Origin of the sequence: Aeromonas sp. PrichA-15 (assembly GCF_017939245.1) — a bacterium.
In the GTDB taxonomy this organism is placed as follows: Bacteria; Pseudomonadota; Gammaproteobacteria; order Enterobacterales; family Aeromonadaceae; genus Aeromonas; species Aeromonas caviae.
In genome coordinates, this window is the sequence record NZ_JAGKRH010000059.1 from 16508 (window position 1) to 35593 (window position 19086).

Below are 19086 nucleotides of genomic sequence, written 5' to 3' on the forward strand. Positions count from 1 at the left end.
TTTCCTCCGTTTGACCTTATTCAGACTGCTCTTCTCCGAACCAACAGATATTGCGAGCAGCCATAATGAGCTCACCTGCCTTCTCGGCGGTCAACTCTTCGATGTCGGCAAGGTCATCGATACCTTGCTCTGCCAAATCTTCCAGGGTGCCGACGCCGCGAGCGGCCAGGGCATAGGCCATTTCACGACCGAGGCCGGAGAGATTGAGCAGTTCTTCGGAAGGCTCGACGCCTTCAAAGGATTCTTCTTTGGCCAGGGCCTTGGTGGTCAGGGCATCCTTGGCACGCTTGCGCAGCTCTTCGACCATGTCTTCATCCAGACCGTCGATGGCCAGCAGCTCGTTGACCGGGACGAAGGCGATCTCTTCCAGGGTGGAGAAGCCCTCTTCCATCAGCAGGCCGGCGAAATCGTCGTCGATGTCGAGGGTGCTGGTGAACAGGTTCATGATGCGGTCGTTCTCGGCCTGGTGCTTGGCACGCATGTCCTCGACGGTCATCACGTTCAGTTCCCAACCGGTCAGCTGGGAGGCCAGACGCACGTTCTGACCGTTGCGGCCGATGGCCTGGGCCAGGTTGGCGGCTTCCACGGCGATGTCCATGGTGTGGTTGTCTTCATCGACGATGATGGAGGCCACATCGGCTGGCGCCATGGCGTTGATCACGTATTGGGCCGGGTTGTCATCGTACAGCACGATGTCGGCACGCTCACCGCTCAGCTCGGCGGAGACGGCCTGAACGCGGGCACCACGCATGCCGATACAGGCACCGATCGGGTCGATACGACGATCGTTGGTCTTGACCGCGATCTTGGCGCGGGAACCCGGATCACGGGCGGCGCCCATGATTTCAATCATCTCTTCGCCGATTTCCGGCACTTCGATGCGGAACAGCTCTTTCAGGAAGTCCGGGCTGGAGCGGCTGACGAACAGCTGGGAACCACGGGCTTCCGGACGCACGGCGTAGAGCAGGCCACGGATGCGGTCGCCGGGACGGAAGGTCTCACGGGGCAACATGTCGTCACGGAAGATCACGGCTTCGGCATTGCTGCCCAGATCCAGGATCACGTTGTCGCGGTTGCTCTTCTTGACCACGCCGCTGATGATGGTGCCTTCCTTGTCCTTGAACTGGTCAACGACCTGGGAACGCTCGGCCTCGCGCACTTTCTGCACGATGACCTGCTTGGCGGTCTGGGTGGTGATACGGTCGAAGGTCACAGAGTCAATCTGGTCTTCAACATAGTCGCCGATCTGGATATCCGGCTGCTCGATCTGAGCGGCTTCGAGAGTGATTTCCCCGTACGGGTTCTCCATGGAAGCCTGATCGGCCACAACGACCCAACGGCGATAGGTGTCATAGTCACCGGTCTTGCGATCGATCTCGACACGCACTTCAATCTCGCCTTCGTATTTTTTCTTGGTCGCAGTCGCCAGCGCAGTCTCCAGAGCCTGGAAAATCTTCTCGCGGGGGACAGCCTTCTCGTTGGACACAGCGTCAACGACCAGCAAAATCTCTTTATTCATATCCGATAGCCTCGTTAACCAAAGTTCGGCACTATGTTCGCTTTTTGGATATTGGTGAAAGCCAACACCTCGTCCTTACCATCTACCGTCAGAGTGATCATGTCCCCCTGCACGGCTTTGATTACGCCTTTGAACTTGCGGCGGTTGTTTGTTGCCATCCGAAGCGTTACCGCCGCCTCCTGGCCAACGTATTTTTCGAACTGGGCGACCTTGAACAGTGGACGATCCAGACCCGGGGAAGACACCTCAAGGTAGTACTCCTCGGTGATGGGATCTTCGACATCCATGATGGCGCCGACCTGGCGGCTCACCTCGGCACAGTCCTCCACCGTCACGCCTTGCTCCGAGTCGATGAAAACGCGCAAGGTCGAGTGCTTACCCGCACGGATAAACTCGATACCCCACAGTTCAAAACCCAAGGCAACGACCGGAGCCTCGAGCAGATCGGTCAAACGTTGTTCCAACGTAGCCAAAGTCACCCTCCGAAAAACGAAAAAAGGGCATATAGCCCAGATAGAAATAGATTCAGAGTAAATTGCACATAACAAAAAGCCCCGATGTCAAATCGGGGCTTGGCGCTTTACCCTGATTGTCGCCTCGCAGCGACCGCCTTCCTGAGCGTAGGAAATGCGTGAAATTTGGTTGCGGGGGCCGGATTTGAACCGACGACCTTCGGGTTATGAGCCCGACGAGCTACCATGCTGCTCCACCCCGCGTCCGAAATCGTGCGAGATTATAGCCACTTCACTCTCGTGAGACAAGACTCAGCGGCTATAACATCCCGGTTACCCGGGTTCACTGCTTAATTGGTGCCGTGGGCGGGACTCGAACCCGCACACCCTAGAGCACTACCCCCTCAAGATAGCGTGTCTACCAATTCCACCACCACGGCAAAACTCTTACTCTGGAACGTCAGTATCTTTCTTCACTGGCGCTTTGCTCTGCTCAACTTGTTGAGTCTGTTGCAGATTTTCCCATTCACTACCCTGTTTGACCTTGTTGCTGGTCATGGAACCCAGAACCAGACTAATCAAGAAAAACAGAGTAGCCAAAATCGCTGTTGTGCGGGTCAGGAAACTTCCTGAACCACCGGAGCCGAACACTGTATTCGATGCCCCTGCGCCGAAGGAGGCGCCCATATCAGCCCCTTTACCTTGCTGAATCATTACCAGACCAATCAGAGCCAACGATACCAGCAGATAAACGACCAAAAGAATCTCGTACATTTAACTTGCACCCTTTGCCGCTTCAACTATTCCTAAAAACGCCTCGCCATCAAGACTTGCCCTGCCTATCAGACCGCCATCAATATCGGGCTGCGCAAACAAATCTTGTGCATTGGCCGGTGTCACGCTCCCACCATAGATGATTCTGACTTTCTCACCTATTACCGGAGTATCCTCCGCCAAGCGACTGCGAATAAAGGAATGAACCTCTTGTGCCTGCTCGGGTGTGGCGCATTTACCTGTACCTACAGCCCAGATTGGCTCGTAGGCGATGATAGCATGATCGAAAGCCATCGCGCCATTTTTCTCTATGACGATGTCCAGTTCCTCGGCAATCACCTCAAAGGTTCTTCTTGCCTGCCTCGCCGCGCCTGACTCACCCAGACAAAGTATGGGTATCAGACCTGCTGCTCTGACTGCCGCAAACTTCTCTGCGACGATAAAACTGGTCTCACCAAAGAGACGCCTGCGCTCGGAGTGGCCAACAAGTACATATCGGCAACCTGCCTCGACCAGCATCTCACACGAGATTTCACCCGTATAAGCGCCATGTCTGTGCTGACTCACGTTCTGAGCCCCCAGCTTCACTCTTCCCTGCTCACCGAGCAGTTCTGCTGTGAAACCGAGATGCACATGGGATGGACACAAGGCCACATCTACGTCTTCATCAATGCGCTCTGTGCACTGACTCGTAAAGTGCTCTAACTGCGACCTACTACCGTGTAACTTCCAGTTGGCTGCTACAAACGGCTTGCGATGTCCCATCGGCAACTCCCTTGCGAAAGCGGGGCTGATAATATCCAGAGGATGCTCAGCTGACAAGTGCTATTTTCAAATTTTCGAATCGTTTGAACAAGATACAACCAAGGCGACTAAAAAGCCGCCTTGGTTGTTCATTAAAACGCCGATTCGACCTGTTTGGCGATGCGCTCTGCCATATCGCGCACCTGCTGTTCGTGTTCACCTTCGACCATGACCCGGATCAGGGGCTCGGTGCCAGATTTGCGCAACAGCACCCGGCCACGGCCGGCCAGTTCCTGCTCCACTGCCGCCACTTCCTGCTGAACGGCACCGGAGGTCAGCGGATCCTTGCCTTCGGCGAAGCGCACATTGACCAGCACTTGCGGGAACTTGCTCATGCCCGAACGCAATTTGGCCAGCGGCATCTCGGCACTGCGCATGGCCGTCAGCACCTGCAGGGCGGCGACGATACCATCCCCCGTGGTGGTCTGATCCAGGCAGATGATGTGACCGGAGTTTTCGCCGCCGATGCGCCAGCCCTTCTCGTTCATCATTTCAAGCACGTAGCGGTCACCTACCTTGGCACGGGCAAAGGGGATACCCAGGGTCTGAAGCGCCAGCTCCAGCCCCATGTTGGCCATCAGGGTGCCCACCACACCGCCCTTGAGACGGCCATGGCGCAGGGCATCCCGGGCGATGATGTAGAGGATCTCATCCCCGTCGATGATGTAACCAGTGCTGTCCACCATCACCAGACGGTCGCCGTCACCGTCGAAGGCGACGCCGAGATCTGCCTTGCATTCCTGGACCTTGGCGGCCAGCGCCTCCGGTGCGGTGGAACCGACACCGTCATTGATGTTGAGCCCATCCGGGCTGCAGCCGATGGCGATGACTTCGGCACCCAGCTCGCGGAAGACGGAAGGGGCGATATGGTAGGTGGCACCATGACCGCAATCCACCACCATTTTCAGCCCTTCCAGGCTCAGATTGGAGGGGAAGGTGCTCTTGCAGAATTCGATGTAGCGACCAGCCGCATCATCGATGCGCTGCGCCTTGCCAAGCTCCGCGGACTCCACGCACTTGAGTTCGTTGTCGAGCTCGGCTTCGATGGCCAGCTCGACATCATCGGGCAGCTTGGTGCCGTCGGCGGAGAAGAACTTGATGCCGTTGTCGTAATAGGGGTTGTGGGATGCACTGATGACGATGCCGGCTTCGGCACGGAAGGTGCGAGTCAGGTAGGCAACCGCCGGGGTGGGCATGGGTCCCATCAGTATGGCTTTGAGGCCGGCGGCGGAGAGCCCCGCCTCCAGTGCCGACTCCAGCATGTAACCGGAGATACGGGTATCCTTGCCGATCAGCACCTTCTTGGTCCCTTTCTTGGAGAGCACCTTGCCGGCGGCCCAGCCCAGTTTCATGACGAAATCCGGGGTGATCGGGTATTCACCCACCTTGCCGCGCACGCCGTCGGTGCCGAAGTACTTTCTGGTCATTGTCTGTTTCTCGTTTTTCTATTTGGATATGAAATCTTGTCCCGTCATGGTCATCCAGCCTGTACGCAAGACATCCATGGTGGCCCGCACGTCGTGCACCCGGATGATCCTGGCGCCATGTTGCAACCCGATCAGGGCACAGGCCAGACTACCAGCCAACCGCTCGGCTACCGGGCGGTCAAGCAGGTTGCCTATCATAGACTTTCGTGACATGCCCACCAAGAGCGGAAGTTGGTAATCGAGCAGTGACGCCTGCTGTGCCAGCAGCTGATAGTTGTGCGCCAGCGTCTTGCCAAAGCCATAGCCTGGATCCAGTACCAGATGCTCACGCGGGATACCGGCCCCCACACAAGCGGCAATCCGCTCGTCAAAGAAGGCTCTCACCTCCCCCAGCAAATCGTCATAGTGCGGCTCCACCTGCATGGTACGGGGCTGCCCCTGCATGTGCATGAGGCATACCGGTACGCCAGCCTCGGCCGCCGCGCCCAGCGCTCCCGGCTCTTGCAGGGCGCGGACATCATTGATGAGGTGACCACCTGCAGCACAACCCTCCCGCATGACAATCGCCTTGGAGGTATCGAGGGAGATCATCACATCCAGCTCGGCGACCATGCGCTCCACCACGGGGATGACCCTGTCCAGCTCCTCCTGCTCGCTCACGTCGGGGGCGCCCGGGCGGGTCGACTCGCCACCTATATCGATAAGGGTGGCCCCATCGGCCACCATGTCGCGGGCATGACCCAACGCCAGATCGATCTGCTTGAAGCGGCCACCATCTGAAAAGGAGTCCGGCGTCACATTGAGAATGCCCATGACATGGGGACGGTCGAGAGAAAGGGGACGTCCCTTGCTGATTAACTGCATTGCTTCAACTACCTCCAACAAGAGCGGCAAACTCTTCGTGCAAAGAAAAACCCCGGGCAAGCCCGGGGTTTGTATCATGACAACTTATTTGGCCGGGACATCGTTCGCCTTGTCGATGTCACTCAGAGGTGCACTGCCCTCTTCAGCCGGCGCCTTGGCCTCCGGCCCGTTGTTCACGCTGGCACCACCTTGCGGGGTGTCACCATGCTCATCATGCCAGTTGCTGGGAGCACGGACCTCGCGACGCGCCATCAGATCATCGATCTGCTTGGCATCGATGGTCTCGTACTTCATCAATGCATCTTTCATGGTGTGCAGCACATCCATGTTGTCCAGCAGGATCTGCTTGGCACGATCGTAGTTGCGATCGATGACCTGCTTGACCTCTGCATCGATGATGCGGGCGGTATCGTCAGACATGTGCTTGGCCTTGGCCATGCTGCGGCCGAGGAAGACTTCACCATCCTCTTCTGCGTAAAGCATGGGGCCGAGACGCTCGGACATGCCCCACTGGGTGACCATCTTGCGAGCGATGTCGGTGGCACGTTCGATGTCGTTGGATGCACCGGTCGATACCTTCTCGGCACCGTAGATCAACTCTTCCGCCAGACGACCGCCATACAGGCTGGAGATCATGGACTCCAGATGCTGCTTGGAGTGGCTCCAGCGGTCCTGCTCCGGCAAGTACATGGTCACACCCAGCGCACGGCCGCGCGGAATGATGGAGACCTTGTAGACAGGGTCATGATCCGGCACCACGCGACCAATGATGGCGTGACCCGCTTCGTGATAGGCCGTCATCTCCTTCTCGGACTCTTTCATCACCATGGAGCGACGTTCCGCCCCCATCATGATCTTGTCCTTCGCCTTTTCGAACTCCAGCATGGAGACCACTCGGCGGCTCTCGCGAGCAGAGAAGAGGGCAGCCTCGTTCACCAGGTTGGCCAGATCGGCACCGGAGAAACCAGGGGTACCACGGGCAATCAGCGCCGGATTGACGTCATCCGCCAGCGGTACCTTGCGCATGTGCACTTTCAGGATCTGCTCACGACCGCGAACATCCGGCAAGCCGACCACGACCTGGCGGTCGAAACGACCTGGACGCAGCAGCGCAGGATCCAGTACGTCGGGACGGTTGGTGGCGGCGATGACGATGATGCCCTCATTACCTTCAAAACCATCCATTTCAACCAGCATCTGGTTCAGGGTCTGCTCACGTTCGTCGTGACCACCACCCAGACCGGCGCCACGCTGGCGACCGACCGCATCGATCTCATCAATGAAGATGATGCAGGGGGAGGATTTCTTGGCCTGTTCGAACATGTCACGCACACGGGAGGCACCGACACCCACAAACATTTCCACGAAGTCCGAACCTGAAATGGTGAAGAACGGCACCTTGGCCTCGCCTGCAATGGCTTTGGCCAGCAGGGTCTTACCGGTACCGGGAGGACCTACCAACAGGACGCCGGTCGGGATCTTGCCACCCAGCTTCTGGAATTTGGTCGGGTCACGCAGATAGTCGACCAGCTCCTTGACCTCTTCCTTTGCCTCGTCACAACCGGCTACGTCGGCGAAGGTAGTCTTGATCTGATCTTCGCTCATCAGGCGAGCCTTACTCTTGCCGAACGACATGGCACCCTTGCCGCCGCCGCCCTGCATCTGACGCATGAAGAAGACCCAGACACCGATCAGCAACAGCATCGGGAACCAGGAGATGAAGATGGACGTGATCAGGGACGGTTCTTCCGGCTTCTCACCCATCACTTTGACGTTATGGTTGAGCATGTCGTTGAGCAGTTGGGGATCCGGCGCAGGAATGATGGTGGTGAAACGTTCACCGGTGCGCTTGACGCCATTGATGACCTTGCCATCCATCCGCACTTCACGGATCTGCTCCTGGGTCACTTCTTTCACGAAGCTGGAATAGTCCAGCTGGCGACTGGTGGTATCGCTGGGGCTGAAGCTATTGAACACCGACATCAGCACGACGGCGATGACCAGCCACAGGATTAGGTTTTTCGCCATGTCACTCAAATCAATGACCTCGCAGACTGACAGTTAACGATGAGGGTTAGGGTACTACAGTTTAAAACCGGTAGCCACAATGTAGACTTCTCGTGAACGAGCACGGGACGAGTCTGGTTTTCGAATCTTGACGACAGAGAAAAGTCTACGTATTTCATTGAGATAGGCATCAAACCCTTCCCCCTGGAACACCTTGACTACAAAACTGCCATTACTGCTCAGGACCTGATTGCACATGTCCAGCGCCAGTTCCACCAGGTACATGGCACGGGCTTGATCCACCTGCTGGGTACCGCTCATGTTGGGCGCCATGTCGGACATGACGACATCCACCTTGTCGGGGCCGACTCGCTCCAGCAAGGCGCCGAGTACAGTTTCCTCCCGAAAGTCCCCTTGCAGGAAATCGACACCGGCAATGGAATCCATCGGCAAAATATCACACGCAATGACGCGCCCCTTGTCACCGACCTGGTCGATAGCAAATTGGGACCAGCCACCGGGAGCAGCCCCCAGGTCCACTACCGTCATCCCCGGCTTGAGCAGCCGGTCTTTGCCCTGGATCTCGTCGATCTTGAAAACGGCGCGAGAGCGCAGTCCCAACTTCTGGGCTTTCTTGACGTATTGGTCGTCGAAATGTTCTTTTAACCAGCGGGTTGAACTGGGGGAACGTTTTTTCTGGGTCATGATTGTCGACTTTAAAAAACCACAAGGGTTATTAGTATTAAGGGCTAAGTGGGGGTAGAATACGCCCCTTTCAACCCTGACTTATGAAGAAATTGCCATGATTCTCAACAATAAACAGAAACAGTACCTCAAGGGCCTGGCCCACAGTCTGAAGCCGGTCGTCCTGCTGGGACAACACGGTCTGACCGAAGGGGTGCTGGCCGAGATCGATCTGGCGCTGAACCACCACGAGCTGATCAAGGTTAAGGTTGCGTCTGAAGATCGTGAGATGAAACAGCTGGTGATGGATGCCATCGTTCGCGAGACCGGCGCCATCAAGGTACAGAGCATGGGCCATGTACTGACCATCTACCGTCAGGCCAAAGAGCCCAAGATCCAGTTGCCGCGCAAGTAACAGGAAAGAGCATTCGCTCTTTCCTTCATTTCCCTTCTTCCCAAGTCGCTTGCCAAAATAGTTGCCAGGCCCTTAACCTGCGATGAATAGCCGTGGACACCCACTATGGACAAGCATCAGCTCCTCACCGATGAAGAACTGGCCATGCTGCGGGACCTGGGAAACGATGAAGACATTGCCACCAGCCAATACCTGCGCGGCACCCTGCCCCTTCCTCTCCAAAGCCTGTTGCAGCGAGCCAAGCCCCTGACACTCGAAGCCCGCATCGCCGGCTACCAATTGCGTTTCCCGCTCCACTGCACCCAGGCAGAGGAGGGCCACGCCGAGCTGCGCATCGCCGCGCCGACCATTACCGAGCTGGGTTCGCCCCATCTGCGCGCCTGGCGACTCGACGAAAAGGCCGTGCTTTGCACCGAAGACGCGGAGTACGAGGTATACAGCCTCTCCCTTGGAGGTCTCATCGTGGCCGGCTTGCCGGACGCCTTTGCCAAGGGAGATCCACTTGGCGGATACCTTCGCATCGAGGATCTCCCTCCCTTGGCCATGACAGGCACCCTCGTCAGGCACGTGGATGCCAATCCACATCGCCATGACTGGGCCGTCCAGTTCCGGCTGGGCAAGGAGGATCAGGAACAATTGCGGGACTGACTCTTCCAGCGCCACCAGGACGCCTTCGTCCAGGCCTATCAGGGTGACTAAAGACAACAGGGGAGCCCGGCTCCCCTGTCTCTTTCCCCGACGTTCAATCAGAGATAGGCAACTTCCAGGATCTCGTACTCCACATCGCCACCCGGCGTCTTGACGATGGCAACGTCATCCACTTCCTTGCCGATCAGGGCGCGGGCAATGGGGGAGTTCACGGAAATCATGTTCTGCTTGATGTCCGCCTCGTCGTCTCCCACGATGCGGTAGACCACTTCCTCTTCCGTTTCACTTTTGAGCAGGGTCACGGTTGCGCCGAAGATGACGCGGCCATTGTTGGCAATCTTGGTGACATCGATAATCTGGGCATTGGAGAGCTTGCCTTCGATTTCCTGAATGCGGCCTTCACAGAAACCCTGCTGCTCGCGGGCGGCATGGTATTCGGCATTTTCTTTCAGATCGCCATGTTCACGGGCATCAGCAATCGCTTCGATAATCTGGGGACGCAGCTCGGTCTTGAGATAATCGAGCTCTTGACGCAGCTTTTCAGCGCCGCGAACAGTCATCGGAGTATGATTCATAGTCGAAACCTGGGTTGCTTTATAAAGAGAAGCTGCGGCAATCAAAAGAGAGCCGCAGCTGTCGGTTCGGATGGGGCATCTTAATATGAAGCCGCCACAAAATCCATGTCAGCCCCTGCGAGCGGGATCCCGCTTTGGGCCAGCGTTACTTGGATTCCGAGACGCCAAGCGGAGCCGACACCGTCGGTTTGCCCTGCATGATGGCGATCTCGACACGTCGGTTCATGCGCCGATTCTCCGGGCTGTTGTTGGGCACCAGCGGCTGGGAATCCGCCATCCCTTGCACCACCAGACGATTGCCGTCAAAACCGGGCACCTTGATCATCTGGTGGGCAACCGCCACCGCCCGCTGGGATGAAAGCTCCCAGTTGGACTGGAACAACTCGTCCTCGGTGGCCACATTGTCGGTGTGGCCGGAGACGGTGATCTCCCCCGGCACATCCTTGAGCAGCGCAGCCACCTTGCGGATCACCGGCCAGAACTGGGGTTGCAGGAAGGCGGATCCCGCCGGGAACGCCGCTTTCTCGCGAATGCGAATGATGATCTGCTGACCCAGCGCCTCTATCTCGATGGCCCCATCCTGGATCTGGGCCTGCATCTGCTCCGCCAGTGCCTTGGCCAGGGTGTTGGACTGTTCCTGCGCCTTCTGGGCCTCCTGGGCGGTATCGCCACCGCTCTGCTGGCCTTCGGTCTTGTCATGTCCACCCGCCTTGTCCGCATCCCCAGGCTGGAAATCCAGCTCGGTCTGGGTCATGTCGATGGTCTGCTGCATGATGGTGTCAATAGGCGTCGGCTCGGGGCGACCAGGACGAAACTCCTGGGCGATGACCGAGGTTCCCTTGGGGATATCCTTGACCTCCAGGATGTTCTGCACCCCGAACGCCTTCTCCATGGAACCGGCGATCTGCTTGAACTTCTGCACATCCATCTCGGCAAAGGAGAGCAAGAGCACGAAGAAGCACATCAGCAGGGACATGAGATCCGCGAAGGTTCCCATGTAACCGGGCAATCCGGGAGGCGGGCACTTGCACTTTGCCATCTGTGCGCTCCTATTCGGTCCCGTTGTTGCGTTTGGACTGATTCAGGTAGTTCTGCAACATGGCCTGGATCACCCTCGGGTTCTGTCCATCCTGGATCCCCATGATGGCGTCGAGGATCAGGGTGCGACTCAACTGTTCCTCGCCGCTACGCAGTTCCAGCTTGTCCGCGATGGGGATGGCAATCATGTTGGCCTCGATGGCGCCATACAGGGTCGTCAGCAAGGCCACCGCCATGGCCGGACCGATGGATTTGGGGTCGCTCATGTTGGCCAGCATGGCCACCAACCCCACCAGGGTACCGATCATGCCCATGGCCGGACCGAGATCCCCCAGGGAGCGGAACACCTTGATGGCCGTGGCGTGACGCTCGGACGTCAGTTCGATGTCCTTCTCCATCACCGCACGCACCACGTCGGCATCATGGCCGTCCACCAGCATGTCGATGCCCTTCTTCATGAAGGTATTGGGGATCTCCGCCGCCTCCAGAGCCAGAAAGCCCCCCTTGCGGGCCGCATCCGCCAGTTCCACCGCCTTGGTGATGAGATCGTCGAGCTTGTCCCCCTTGTACATGAAGGCCTTGCCCGCGACCTTGAAGGCCATCAGAAACTGGCCGAGGTTGAACTTCATCATGCAGATGAACACGGACCCCAGTATGGTGATGTAGACCGATGGCATGTCCACATACATGCTCATGGGGCCGCCCAGCAACATGCCGTACACCACGACCCCGAACCCCAGCACTAAGCCTATCAGACTCCCTAAATCCACATCCCTACTCCTGTCGCCGAACATGCCGTCTAATTATATTGCGTTGAATTTTCTGCTATTGCGCCCCCGGCAGCAAGCCCGGCACACCGCAATCGCCGATCGGCAATGCGTGGTTGCATGCCCGTTCTTATCGGCCATGGTCAGGATAGTTTGAGGACGCCGCGTTTTTCTGCCTCCCCCCTGTGGCCGGTCGATGTTAAGATGAGCCGTTTTTTTCAATCCCCGAGGATGGACATGGCCAGTAAAAAAATCGACCGTCTGAGTTTTGATGCCACCCTGGAAGAGCTGGAAACCATAGTGCATCAACTCGAACAGGGCTCGCTCCCCCTCGAGGAGGCACTCAAACAATTCGAACAGGGCATCCATCTGGTGCGCGCCGGCCAGCAGAAGCTGGAACAGGCCGAGCAGAAGATCCAGATCCTCCTGACCCAGGCCGATGGCAGCGAGCAAGCGGTCCCCTTTCGAGCAGAACAAGGAGAGGAGTGAGTGACCCTGGACGATTTCTCCCGCCTGCATCGGCGCCGCATCGACGACTGCCTCTCCGCACAGCTTGACGCCCTGCCCGCCATGGCGCCACGTCTGCGGGACGCGATGAAATACGGCTTGCTGCTCGGTGGGAAACGGGTGCGCCCCTTCCTGGTCTATGCCGTCGGCGAGATGCTGGGCGTCAAGAGCGAACTGCTGGATGGCCCCGCCGCCGCCGTGGAGTGCATTCACGCATACTCCCTCCTGCACGACGACCTGCCCGCCATGGATGACGACGACCTGCGTCGTGGTCAGCCCACCGTACACAAGGCCTTCGATGAAGGCACAGCCATCCTGGCGGGCGATGCCCTGCAGACCCTGGCGTTTTCCATTCTGGCCGACCACCCCATGCCCGATACATTGATGGCCAACCGGGTGCGGATGCTGAGTGCCCTGGCCCGCGCGTCCGGCTATCTAGGCATGTGTGGCGGTCAGGCACTGGATCTGGACGCCGAAGGGCGCCGGATCAGCCTCGCCGAGCTGGAGCAGGTGCACCGCCACAAGACCGGGGCCCTCATCGAGTGCGCCGTGACCCTCGGCGCCCTGTGCAAGGCTGACGTGGAACCCGCCACCCTCACCGCCCTGCAAACCTATGCCGCCGCCATCGGACTCGCCTTCCAGGTGAAGGACGACATCCTCGACATCACGGGCGATACTGCCACCCTGGGCAAGCCGCAAGGCTCGGATCTGGCGCTGGAAAAGAGTACCTATCCGGCCCTGCTCGGACTCGACAATGCCCGTGAGCTGGCTCGCGAACTGCATGACAAGGCCTTAACAGCCCTGCAATCCTTGCCCTACAATACCGACATTCTGGAAGCGTTTGCCGATTACATCATCGAGCGAACCCACTAAACGCTGGATAACAGTAACAATATGAGCGTTGATATTAGCGATTTCCCCAACCTGGTCCTCGCGGACACACCGGTCGATTTGCGATCCCTCCCCTTCGAGCGGCTGCCCGTGGTGTGCAACGAGCTGCGCGAGTATCTGCTGCGCTCGGTGAGCCGCTCCAGCGGCCACTTCGCCTCCGGCCTTGGCACCGTCGAGCTGACGGTCGCCCTGCACTATGTCTACAACACCCCCTTCGATCGGCTGGTGTGGGACGTAGGCCACCAGGCCTATCCCCACAAGATCCTGACCGGACGACGGGAGCGCATTCACACCATTCGCCAGAAAGATGGCCTGCACCCCTTCCCCTGGCGGGAAGAGAGCGAGTACGACGTGCTCAGCGTGGGCCACTCCAGCACCTCCATCGGGGCGGCGCTCGGTATGGCGGTGGCGGCCGAAAGTGAAGGGCTTGGCCGCAAGGTGGTCGCGGTCATCGGTGATGGCGCCATCACCGCCGGCATGGCCTTCGAGGCCCTCAATCACGCCGGCGACGTCCACAAGGACATGCTGGTGGTGCTCAACGACAACGAGATGTCCATCTCCGAGAACGTGGGAGCCCTGAACAATCACCTCGCCAGGCTGATGTCCGGCAAGCTCTACACCACGATTCGCGAGGGGGGCAAGAAGGTGCTGGCGGGGCTGCCGCCGGTCAAGGAGCTCGCCAAGCGGGCCGAGGAGCACCTCAAGGGCATGGTGGTGCCCGGCACCCTGTTCGAGGAGTTCGGCTTCAACTACATCGGCCCCATCGACGGTCACGACATCCATGCCCTGGTCGAAACCCTGCGCAACATGCGCAACCTCAAGGGTCCCCAGCTGCTGCACGTCAAGACCAAGAAGGGCAAGGGCTACGAGCCGGCGGAAAAAGATCCCATTGGCTATCACGCCGTCCCCAAATTCAACCCGGATGACAGTGCCCTGCCCAAGAGCGCCGGTGGCAAACCCACCTTCTCCGCCATCTTCGGTCAGTGGCTGTGCGATATCGCCGCCAAGGACGAGCGCGTGGTCGGCATCACCCCCGCCATGCGCGAAGGCTCCGGTCTGGTGAAATTCAGCCAGCAATATCCGGATCGCTACTTCGATGTGGCCATCGCCGAGCAACATGCGGTCACCTTCGCCGCCGGTCTCGCCATCGCCGAGCAGAAACCCGTGGTCGCCATCTATTCGAGCTTCCTGCAACGGGCCTATGACCAGCTGATCCACGATGTGGCGCTGCAGAACCTGCCGGTGCTGTTCGCCATCGACCGGGCCGGTCTGGTGGGGGCCGACGGCCCGACCCATCAGGGTGCGTTCGACATCAGCTTCCTGCGCACCGTGCCCAACATGGTGGTGATGACCCCGTCCGACGAGAACGAGTGCCGCCAGATGCTCTACACCGGCTATCTGTGCAACGGGCCAGCGGCGGTGCGCTACCCCCGTGGCAGCGGCACCGGTATCCAGGCCGAGAGCGAGATGCAGGCCCTGCCCCTCGGCAAGGGACGTGTCGTTCGCGAGGGCAAGGGGACCGCCATCCTGGCGTTCGGCACCCTGCTGCAACAGGCCAGAGCAGCCGCCGAGGCGCTGGATGCCACCCTGGTGGACATGCGCTTCGTCAAACCCATGGACGAGGCGCTGGTGCTCTCTCTGGCCGCCTCCCACGATCAGTTCGTCACCCTCGAAGACAACGCCATCATGGGCGGTGCAGGCTCTGCGGTGAACGAGCTGCTGATGGGCTGCAAGCAGTGCAAACCGGTGCTCAACCTCGGCCTGCCGGACCGCTTCATCGAGCAGGGCACCCAGGATGAGATCTACGCCCTGCTGGGGCTGGACAGCGTGGGCATTCAGACCCGCATCGAGAGCTGGCTGCAGGCCTGACAAGGGTTATCGCAAGCAATAAAAAAGGGCGCCTGATGGCGCCCTTTTTTGTTATTCACTGTGCCAGACCAACCCTGTTCAGATACTGTCGCGAGAAGGCCGTCAACAAGGTTACAAGCCGCTCAGGAACCGAGACATACATGAGCACTCCTTGGTTCTACATAAGCGAGCAGCACATGAACCTTGATCACGGCCTCGCAGCCAGTTCGTGGATAGGTTTATCAGCCCTTGTAGATCTTCGGGTTGAACACATCCCGCAGCCAGTCACCCAGCAGGTTGATCACCAGCACCAGCACCACCAGGCAGAGGCCCGGGAAGGCGGTGATCCACCAGGATCCGGAGAAGATGTAGTTGAAGCCCACGCTGATGAGCGACCCCAGGGACGGTTGATCAACCGGCATCCCCAGACCCAGGAAGGAGAGGGCCGCCTCGCTCATGATGGCGTTCGCCACCTGCACGGTGGAGATGACCAGGATGGGGGAGAGGCAGTTCGGCAGAATGTGGCGGAACATGATGCGCGGGGCGCGGAACCCCATCACCTGAGCCGCTTCCACATACTCCTTCTTCTTCTCCGCCAGCACGGAGGCGCGCACCGTCCGGGCATACTGGGGCCACTCGGCGATACCGATGATCACCACCAGCATCAGGATGGCGAACTTCGAGTAGAACTCGGAGCCAAAGGTCGCCTGGAAGATGGCGGAGATGATGATGGCCACCATCATGGTGGAAAACGACAGCTGCACGTCGGCAAAGCGCATCAGCAGGTTGTCGATGCGACCACCAAAGTAGCCGGCCATCAGACCGATGACGATACCGAGCACCAGTTGCAGCCCCACCGCGAACAGACCAATGGTCAGCGAGATGCGGGCGCCATAGAGGATGGTGCTCCAGATGTCGCGTCCCTGGTTGTCTGTCCCGAGCCAGAAGCGGGCCTCGCCCCCTTCCAGCCAGGAGGGGGGCAGCTCCGCATCCATCAGATCGAAGCTGGTCTGGTCATAGACGTTGTGCGGTGCGATCCAGGGTGCCAGCAGAGCCGCCAGCACGAAGACCACAAACACCGCAAAGCTGAACATGGCTACCTTGTCCCGCAGGAAGTAGTAGACGATGTCGGAATTTTTGAAGCGTGCCCAACGACTCGGGCTCGCAGTCACTGCGTTACTCATGTGCTTACCCCTTGGCGGTCAGGTTGACGGTCGGGTTGATCAACCCGTAGAGCAGGTCGACCAGGGTATTGGTCACCACGAAAATGAGGCCGACGAAGATGACGTAGGCGGTGATCAGCGGCGTATCGACCCGGTGGATCGCCTCAAGGAACAGGAAGCCGGTCCCCGGCCACTGGAACACGCTCTCGGTCAGGATGGTGTAGGCCACCATAGTCCCGATCTGCACACCGCCCACCGTGATGACCGGCAGCATGGTGTTCTTCAGGGCGTGCTGGTAGTAGACCTTGTTGTTGTCCAGCCCCTTGGCACGGGCAAACTTGACGTACTCGGAGGAGAGCTGCTCCAGCATCTCCGAGCGCACCAGCCGGATGAACAGCGGCAGCATGATGGAGGAGAGGGAGACAGCTGGCAGCACCAGGTGCAGGATACCGTCCCAGGTGAAGAAGCCCGACTCCCAGCCCAGCAGGTTGTAAGTCTCGCCACGGCCATAGGCCGGCAGCCAGCCCAGCTGGATGGAGAAGAGGTACATCAGCATGATGGCGGTCAGGAAGACCGGGATCGAGATGCCGATGCTGCTCACCGCCATGATGAGCTTTGTCAGGAAACTGCGCGGTCTTATCGCCGAATAAACCCCCAGCGGAATGGAGACCACGACGATGATGAGCGCGGCGGCAAACACCAGCTCAAGGGTAGCCACCAGCTTGTCGAGGATAACCTCGAGGGCTGGTCGCTTGAAGAAATAGGAAGTGCCCAGATCCCCGTGTACCGCGTTCTTCAAGAAGCGGCTGTATTTCACGAGGAAGGGATCATTGAGTCCCATCTTGTCGCGCAGCTCCTGGCGCACGGACTCGGAGACGGATTGTCCCACCAGCTCGCGCAGCGGATCCCCCAGGTTGTCCTGGATGGAGAAGGCGACCAGGCTGATGACGAACATCACTATCACGGCCTGATAGAACCGTTTCAGCAGGAATGTAAACATGCTTGTCCTTCTACGTGGCCTGTGTCTTGGCACAGGCTTCTGTTAATGGCGGGGCAACCATGGGTGCCCCGCCGGGTCCTTCCTTAAACGCTTCGCTTACTTGTTGACCACCAGGTCACCCAGATAAGGGAAGTTCATCACGTTGACCACCGGCTTGATGTCGACGTTCTTCTTGGCACCGTAGGCCAGGTCTTCCCAGTGCAGCGGCACATAGGCAGCGTCGTCGATCAGCATGGCTTCCACCTTCTGCAGGATGGCGGCACGCTTGGCAGGATCGGTCTCGGTGTTGGCTTCCATCACCATCTTGTCAGCTTCTGCGTTGGCATAACCGCCGCAGTTGTACTGACCCATGCCGGTCTTGGCATCCTTGGTGAAGGTCAGGAACTCGAAGAAGTTCGCACTGTCTTCGGTGTCGGAGTGCCAGCCGATCAGCTGCATGTCAGCGGCGCACTTGTCAAACTCCGGCCAGTACTGGGCCACCGGCATGGTCTTCAGATCCACCTTGATGTTGATCTTGGACAGCATGGCGGAGACGGCCTGGGCAATCTTGACGTCGTTGACGTAGCGGGCAGCCGGGGAGATGAAGCTCATCTTGAAGCCCTTCTCGTAACCGGCTTCCTTCATCAGCTCCTTGGCCTTGGCCAGATCATACTGGGGCTTGAGCGCCTCGTTGTAGCCTGCGTAGCCTTTCGGGCTCAGCTGGCCGGCCGGGGTACCGAAGCCCTTGTTGATCTTGTCGACGATGCCCACCTGGTTGATGGCGTAGTTGATCGCCTGACGCACGCGCTTGTCTTTCAGCGCCGGGTTGGTGTTCTGGTTCAGCTCGATGATGATGGCACGGGTACCGGACAAGGTGACCAGCTGGGAATCCTTGCCGTTCTTCACGCGCTCCAGATCGTTCGGGGCAACCGGGTAGATCATGTCCACGTCGCCGCCCAGCAGGGCTGCGACACGAGTGGCGTCTTCCTTGATCGGTACCACGGTCAGGTTCTCGACGTTGCCCTTGGAGGCCTTGTCCCAGTAGTTGGCGTTGCGCACGTATTCCAGCTTCACGCCCTGCTCGCGGAACTTGACGCTGAACGGACCGGTACCGGAGACATTGGTGGAGGCGAAGGAGTCACCGTTCTTCACGATCTCGGCCTTGTCCTTGCCCGCCTCGGTCTTGCCGCTATAGAACTTGGAGTCCATCGGGAAGATGTAGGTGACGGTCTGCAGTACCAGCGGGAACGGCTTGGCGGTGACGAGATCCACGGTGAAATCATCCACCTTCTTGGCTTCGGCGATGGGGTCGAAGATCGCCTTGAAGTCCGGGGAGGCCTTCAGACGGTTGACGGTCCATACCACGTCATCGGCGGTGAAGTCGTTGCCGGAGTGGAACTTCACACCCTTGCGCAGGTGGAAACGGACGGTCTTGTCGTCGATGCGCTCATACTTCTCGGCCAGACGCGGCTCGAACTGCAGATCCTGGGTGTAACGCATCAGGGGGTCGAACACCAGGTGAGACATCTCCAGGGTCTGACCGGAGAGCTGCTCCTGCGGGTCCAGAGAGGTGGCGTCGGACGCGACGGCGACCTTGATGTCGGCAGCAGAAACGTTGAACGCGAGACCAGCGGCGAACAGCGCCATGGCGATCTTGGATAATCCTTTCTTCATGTCTTTCTCCATGCTTTTGGCTTTTTATTGACAGACAAACCGGCGAACCG

19 protein-coding genes and 2 tRNA genes are annotated in these 19086 nt (G+C 58.9%); 5 read left to right on the forward strand and 16 right to left on the reverse strand.

Annotated elements, in window-relative coordinates:
- Positions 1–16 precede the first annotated feature (16 nt).
- From nusA to rlmE, 10 genes are all read right to left on the reverse strand, one after another.
- On the reverse strand, positions 17–1519 hold the full coding sequence (gene nusA, locus J9889_RS09975) for a transcription termination factor NusA (protein ID WP_010675369.1): 1503 nt from the start codon (positions 1517–1519) through the stop codon (positions 17–19).
- A gap of 14 nt (positions 1520–1533) precedes the next feature.
- The gene (rimP, locus tag J9889_RS09980; RefSeq protein WP_010675370.1) at positions 1534–1992 is read right to left on the reverse strand and encodes a ribosome maturation factor RimP; all 459 of its coding nucleotides are present in this window, start codon (positions 1990–1992) and stop codon (positions 1534–1536) included.
- A 166-nt stretch (positions 1993–2158) separates the two neighbouring features.
- Positions 2159–2235, reverse strand: a tRNA-Met gene (locus tag J9889_RS09985).
- 91 nt (positions 2236–2326) lie between these two features.
- A tRNA-Leu gene (locus J9889_RS09990) sits at positions 2327–2411 on the reverse strand.
- 7 nt (positions 2412–2418) lie between these two features.
- Positions 2419–2745, reverse strand: a complete 327-nt coding sequence (secG, locus tag J9889_RS09995; protein WP_210556574.1) for a preprotein translocase subunit SecG — start codon at positions 2743–2745, stop codon at positions 2419–2421.
- Entirely contained in the window at positions 2746–3510 is a 765-nt protein-coding gene (gene tpiA / locus J9889_RS10000) for a triose-phosphate isomerase (protein WP_210556575.1), read from the reverse strand.
- Between the two features lie 131 nt (positions 3511–3641).
- Positions 3642–4976: a phosphoglucosamine mutase gene (glmM, locus tag J9889_RS10005; protein WP_069652095.1), complete on the reverse strand. Its 1335-nt coding sequence runs from the start codon at positions 4974–4976 to the stop codon at positions 3642–3644.
- Positions 4977–4994: 18 nt separating this feature from the next.
- Positions 4995–5840, reverse strand: a complete 846-nt coding sequence (gene folP, locus J9889_RS10010) for a dihydropteroate synthase (RefSeq protein ID WP_210556577.1) — start codon at positions 5838–5840, stop codon at positions 4995–4997.
- Between the two features lie 84 nt (positions 5841–5924).
- Positions 5925–7877 carry an ATP-dependent zinc metalloprotease FtsH gene (gene ftsH / locus J9889_RS10015; protein ID WP_041212504.1) on the reverse strand — a complete coding sequence of 651 codons (1953 nt, stop codon included), beginning with the start codon at positions 7875–7877 and terminating at the stop codon, positions 5925–5927.
- A gap of 45 nt (positions 7878–7922) precedes the next feature.
- A complete protein-coding gene (gene rlmE, locus J9889_RS10020) occupies positions 7923–8552 on the reverse strand; it encodes a 23S rRNA (uridine(2552)-2'-O)-methyltransferase RlmE (RefSeq protein ID WP_010675375.1) in 630 nt (209 codons plus the stop codon).
- Between the two features lie 97 nt (positions 8553–8649).
- Here rlmE and yhbY point away from each other — a divergent pair, with 97 nt between their 5' ends.
- Both yhbY and J9889_RS10030 read left to right on the forward strand, forming a co-directional pair.
- On the forward strand, positions 8650–8946 hold the full coding sequence (gene yhbY, locus J9889_RS10025) for a ribosome assembly RNA-binding protein YhbY (RefSeq protein ID WP_010675376.1): 297 nt from the start codon (positions 8650–8652) through the stop codon (positions 8944–8946).
- A gap of 105 nt (positions 8947–9051) precedes the next feature.
- Positions 9052–9594, forward strand: a complete 543-nt coding sequence (locus tag J9889_RS10030; protein WP_201932489.1) for a PilZ domain-containing protein — start codon at positions 9052–9054, stop codon at positions 9592–9594.
- Positions 9595–9692: 98 nt separating this feature from the next.
- On the opposite strand, the gene greA is transcribed toward J9889_RS10030, so the two are convergent.
- The 3 genes from greA to pomA form a co-directional block, all read right to left on the reverse strand.
- On the reverse strand, positions 9693–10169 hold the full coding sequence (gene greA / locus J9889_RS10035; RefSeq protein WP_010675378.1) for a transcription elongation factor GreA: 477 nt from the start codon (positions 10167–10169) through the stop codon (positions 9693–9695).
- 145 nt (positions 10170–10314) lie between these two features.
- Positions 10315–11208, reverse strand: coding sequence for a flagellar motor protein MotB (locus J9889_RS10040; RefSeq protein WP_042878323.1), 894 nt, complete (start codon positions 11206–11208; stop codon positions 10315–10317).
- Positions 11209–11218: 10 nt separating this feature from the next.
- The gene (gene pomA, locus J9889_RS10045; protein WP_029314770.1) at positions 11219–11977 is read right to left on the reverse strand and encodes a flagellar motor protein PomA; all 759 of its coding nucleotides are present in this window, start codon (positions 11975–11977) and stop codon (positions 11219–11221) included.
- A 234-nt stretch (positions 11978–12211) separates the two neighbouring features.
- Here pomA and xseB point away from each other — a divergent pair, with 234 nt between their 5' ends.
- Genes xseB through dxs form a run of 3 tightly spaced genes read left to right on the forward strand, consistent with a single transcriptional unit; the run spans position 12212 to position 15241 of the window.
- Positions 12212–12463, forward strand: a complete 252-nt coding sequence (gene xseB, locus J9889_RS10050; protein WP_010675381.1) for an exodeoxyribonuclease VII small subunit — start codon at positions 12212–12214, stop codon at positions 12461–12463.
- Positions 12464–13354 carry a (2E,6E)-farnesyl diphosphate synthase gene (gene ispA, locus J9889_RS10055; protein ID WP_119196937.1) on the forward strand — a complete coding sequence of 297 codons (891 nt, stop codon included), beginning with the start codon at positions 12464–12466 and terminating at the stop codon, positions 13352–13354.
- A 21-nt stretch (positions 13355–13375) separates the two neighbouring features.
- Positions 13376–15241 carry a 1-deoxy-D-xylulose-5-phosphate synthase gene (gene dxs, locus J9889_RS10060; protein WP_210556579.1) on the forward strand — a complete coding sequence of 622 codons (1866 nt, stop codon included), beginning with the start codon at positions 13376–13378 and terminating at the stop codon, positions 15239–15241.
- A gap of 221 nt (positions 15242–15462) precedes the next feature.
- Here the strand turns inward: dxs and J9889_RS10065 are convergent, their stop codons facing one another.
- The 3 genes from J9889_RS10065 to J9889_RS10075 form a co-directional block, all read right to left on the reverse strand.
- Positions 15463–16404, reverse strand: a complete 942-nt coding sequence (locus J9889_RS10065; protein WP_043153239.1) for an ABC transporter permease — start codon at positions 16402–16404, stop codon at positions 15463–15465.
- A gap of 4 nt (positions 16405–16408) precedes the next feature.
- The gene (locus J9889_RS10070) at positions 16409–17383 is read right to left on the reverse strand and encodes an ABC transporter permease (RefSeq protein WP_010675385.1); all 975 of its coding nucleotides are present in this window, start codon (positions 17381–17383) and stop codon (positions 16409–16411) included.
- Positions 17384–17479: 96 nt separating this feature from the next.
- On the reverse strand, positions 17480–19036 hold the full coding sequence (locus J9889_RS10075; RefSeq protein ID WP_010675386.1) for an ABC transporter substrate-binding protein: 1557 nt from the start codon (positions 19034–19036) through the stop codon (positions 17480–17482).
- Positions 19037–19086 lie beyond the last annotated feature (50 nt).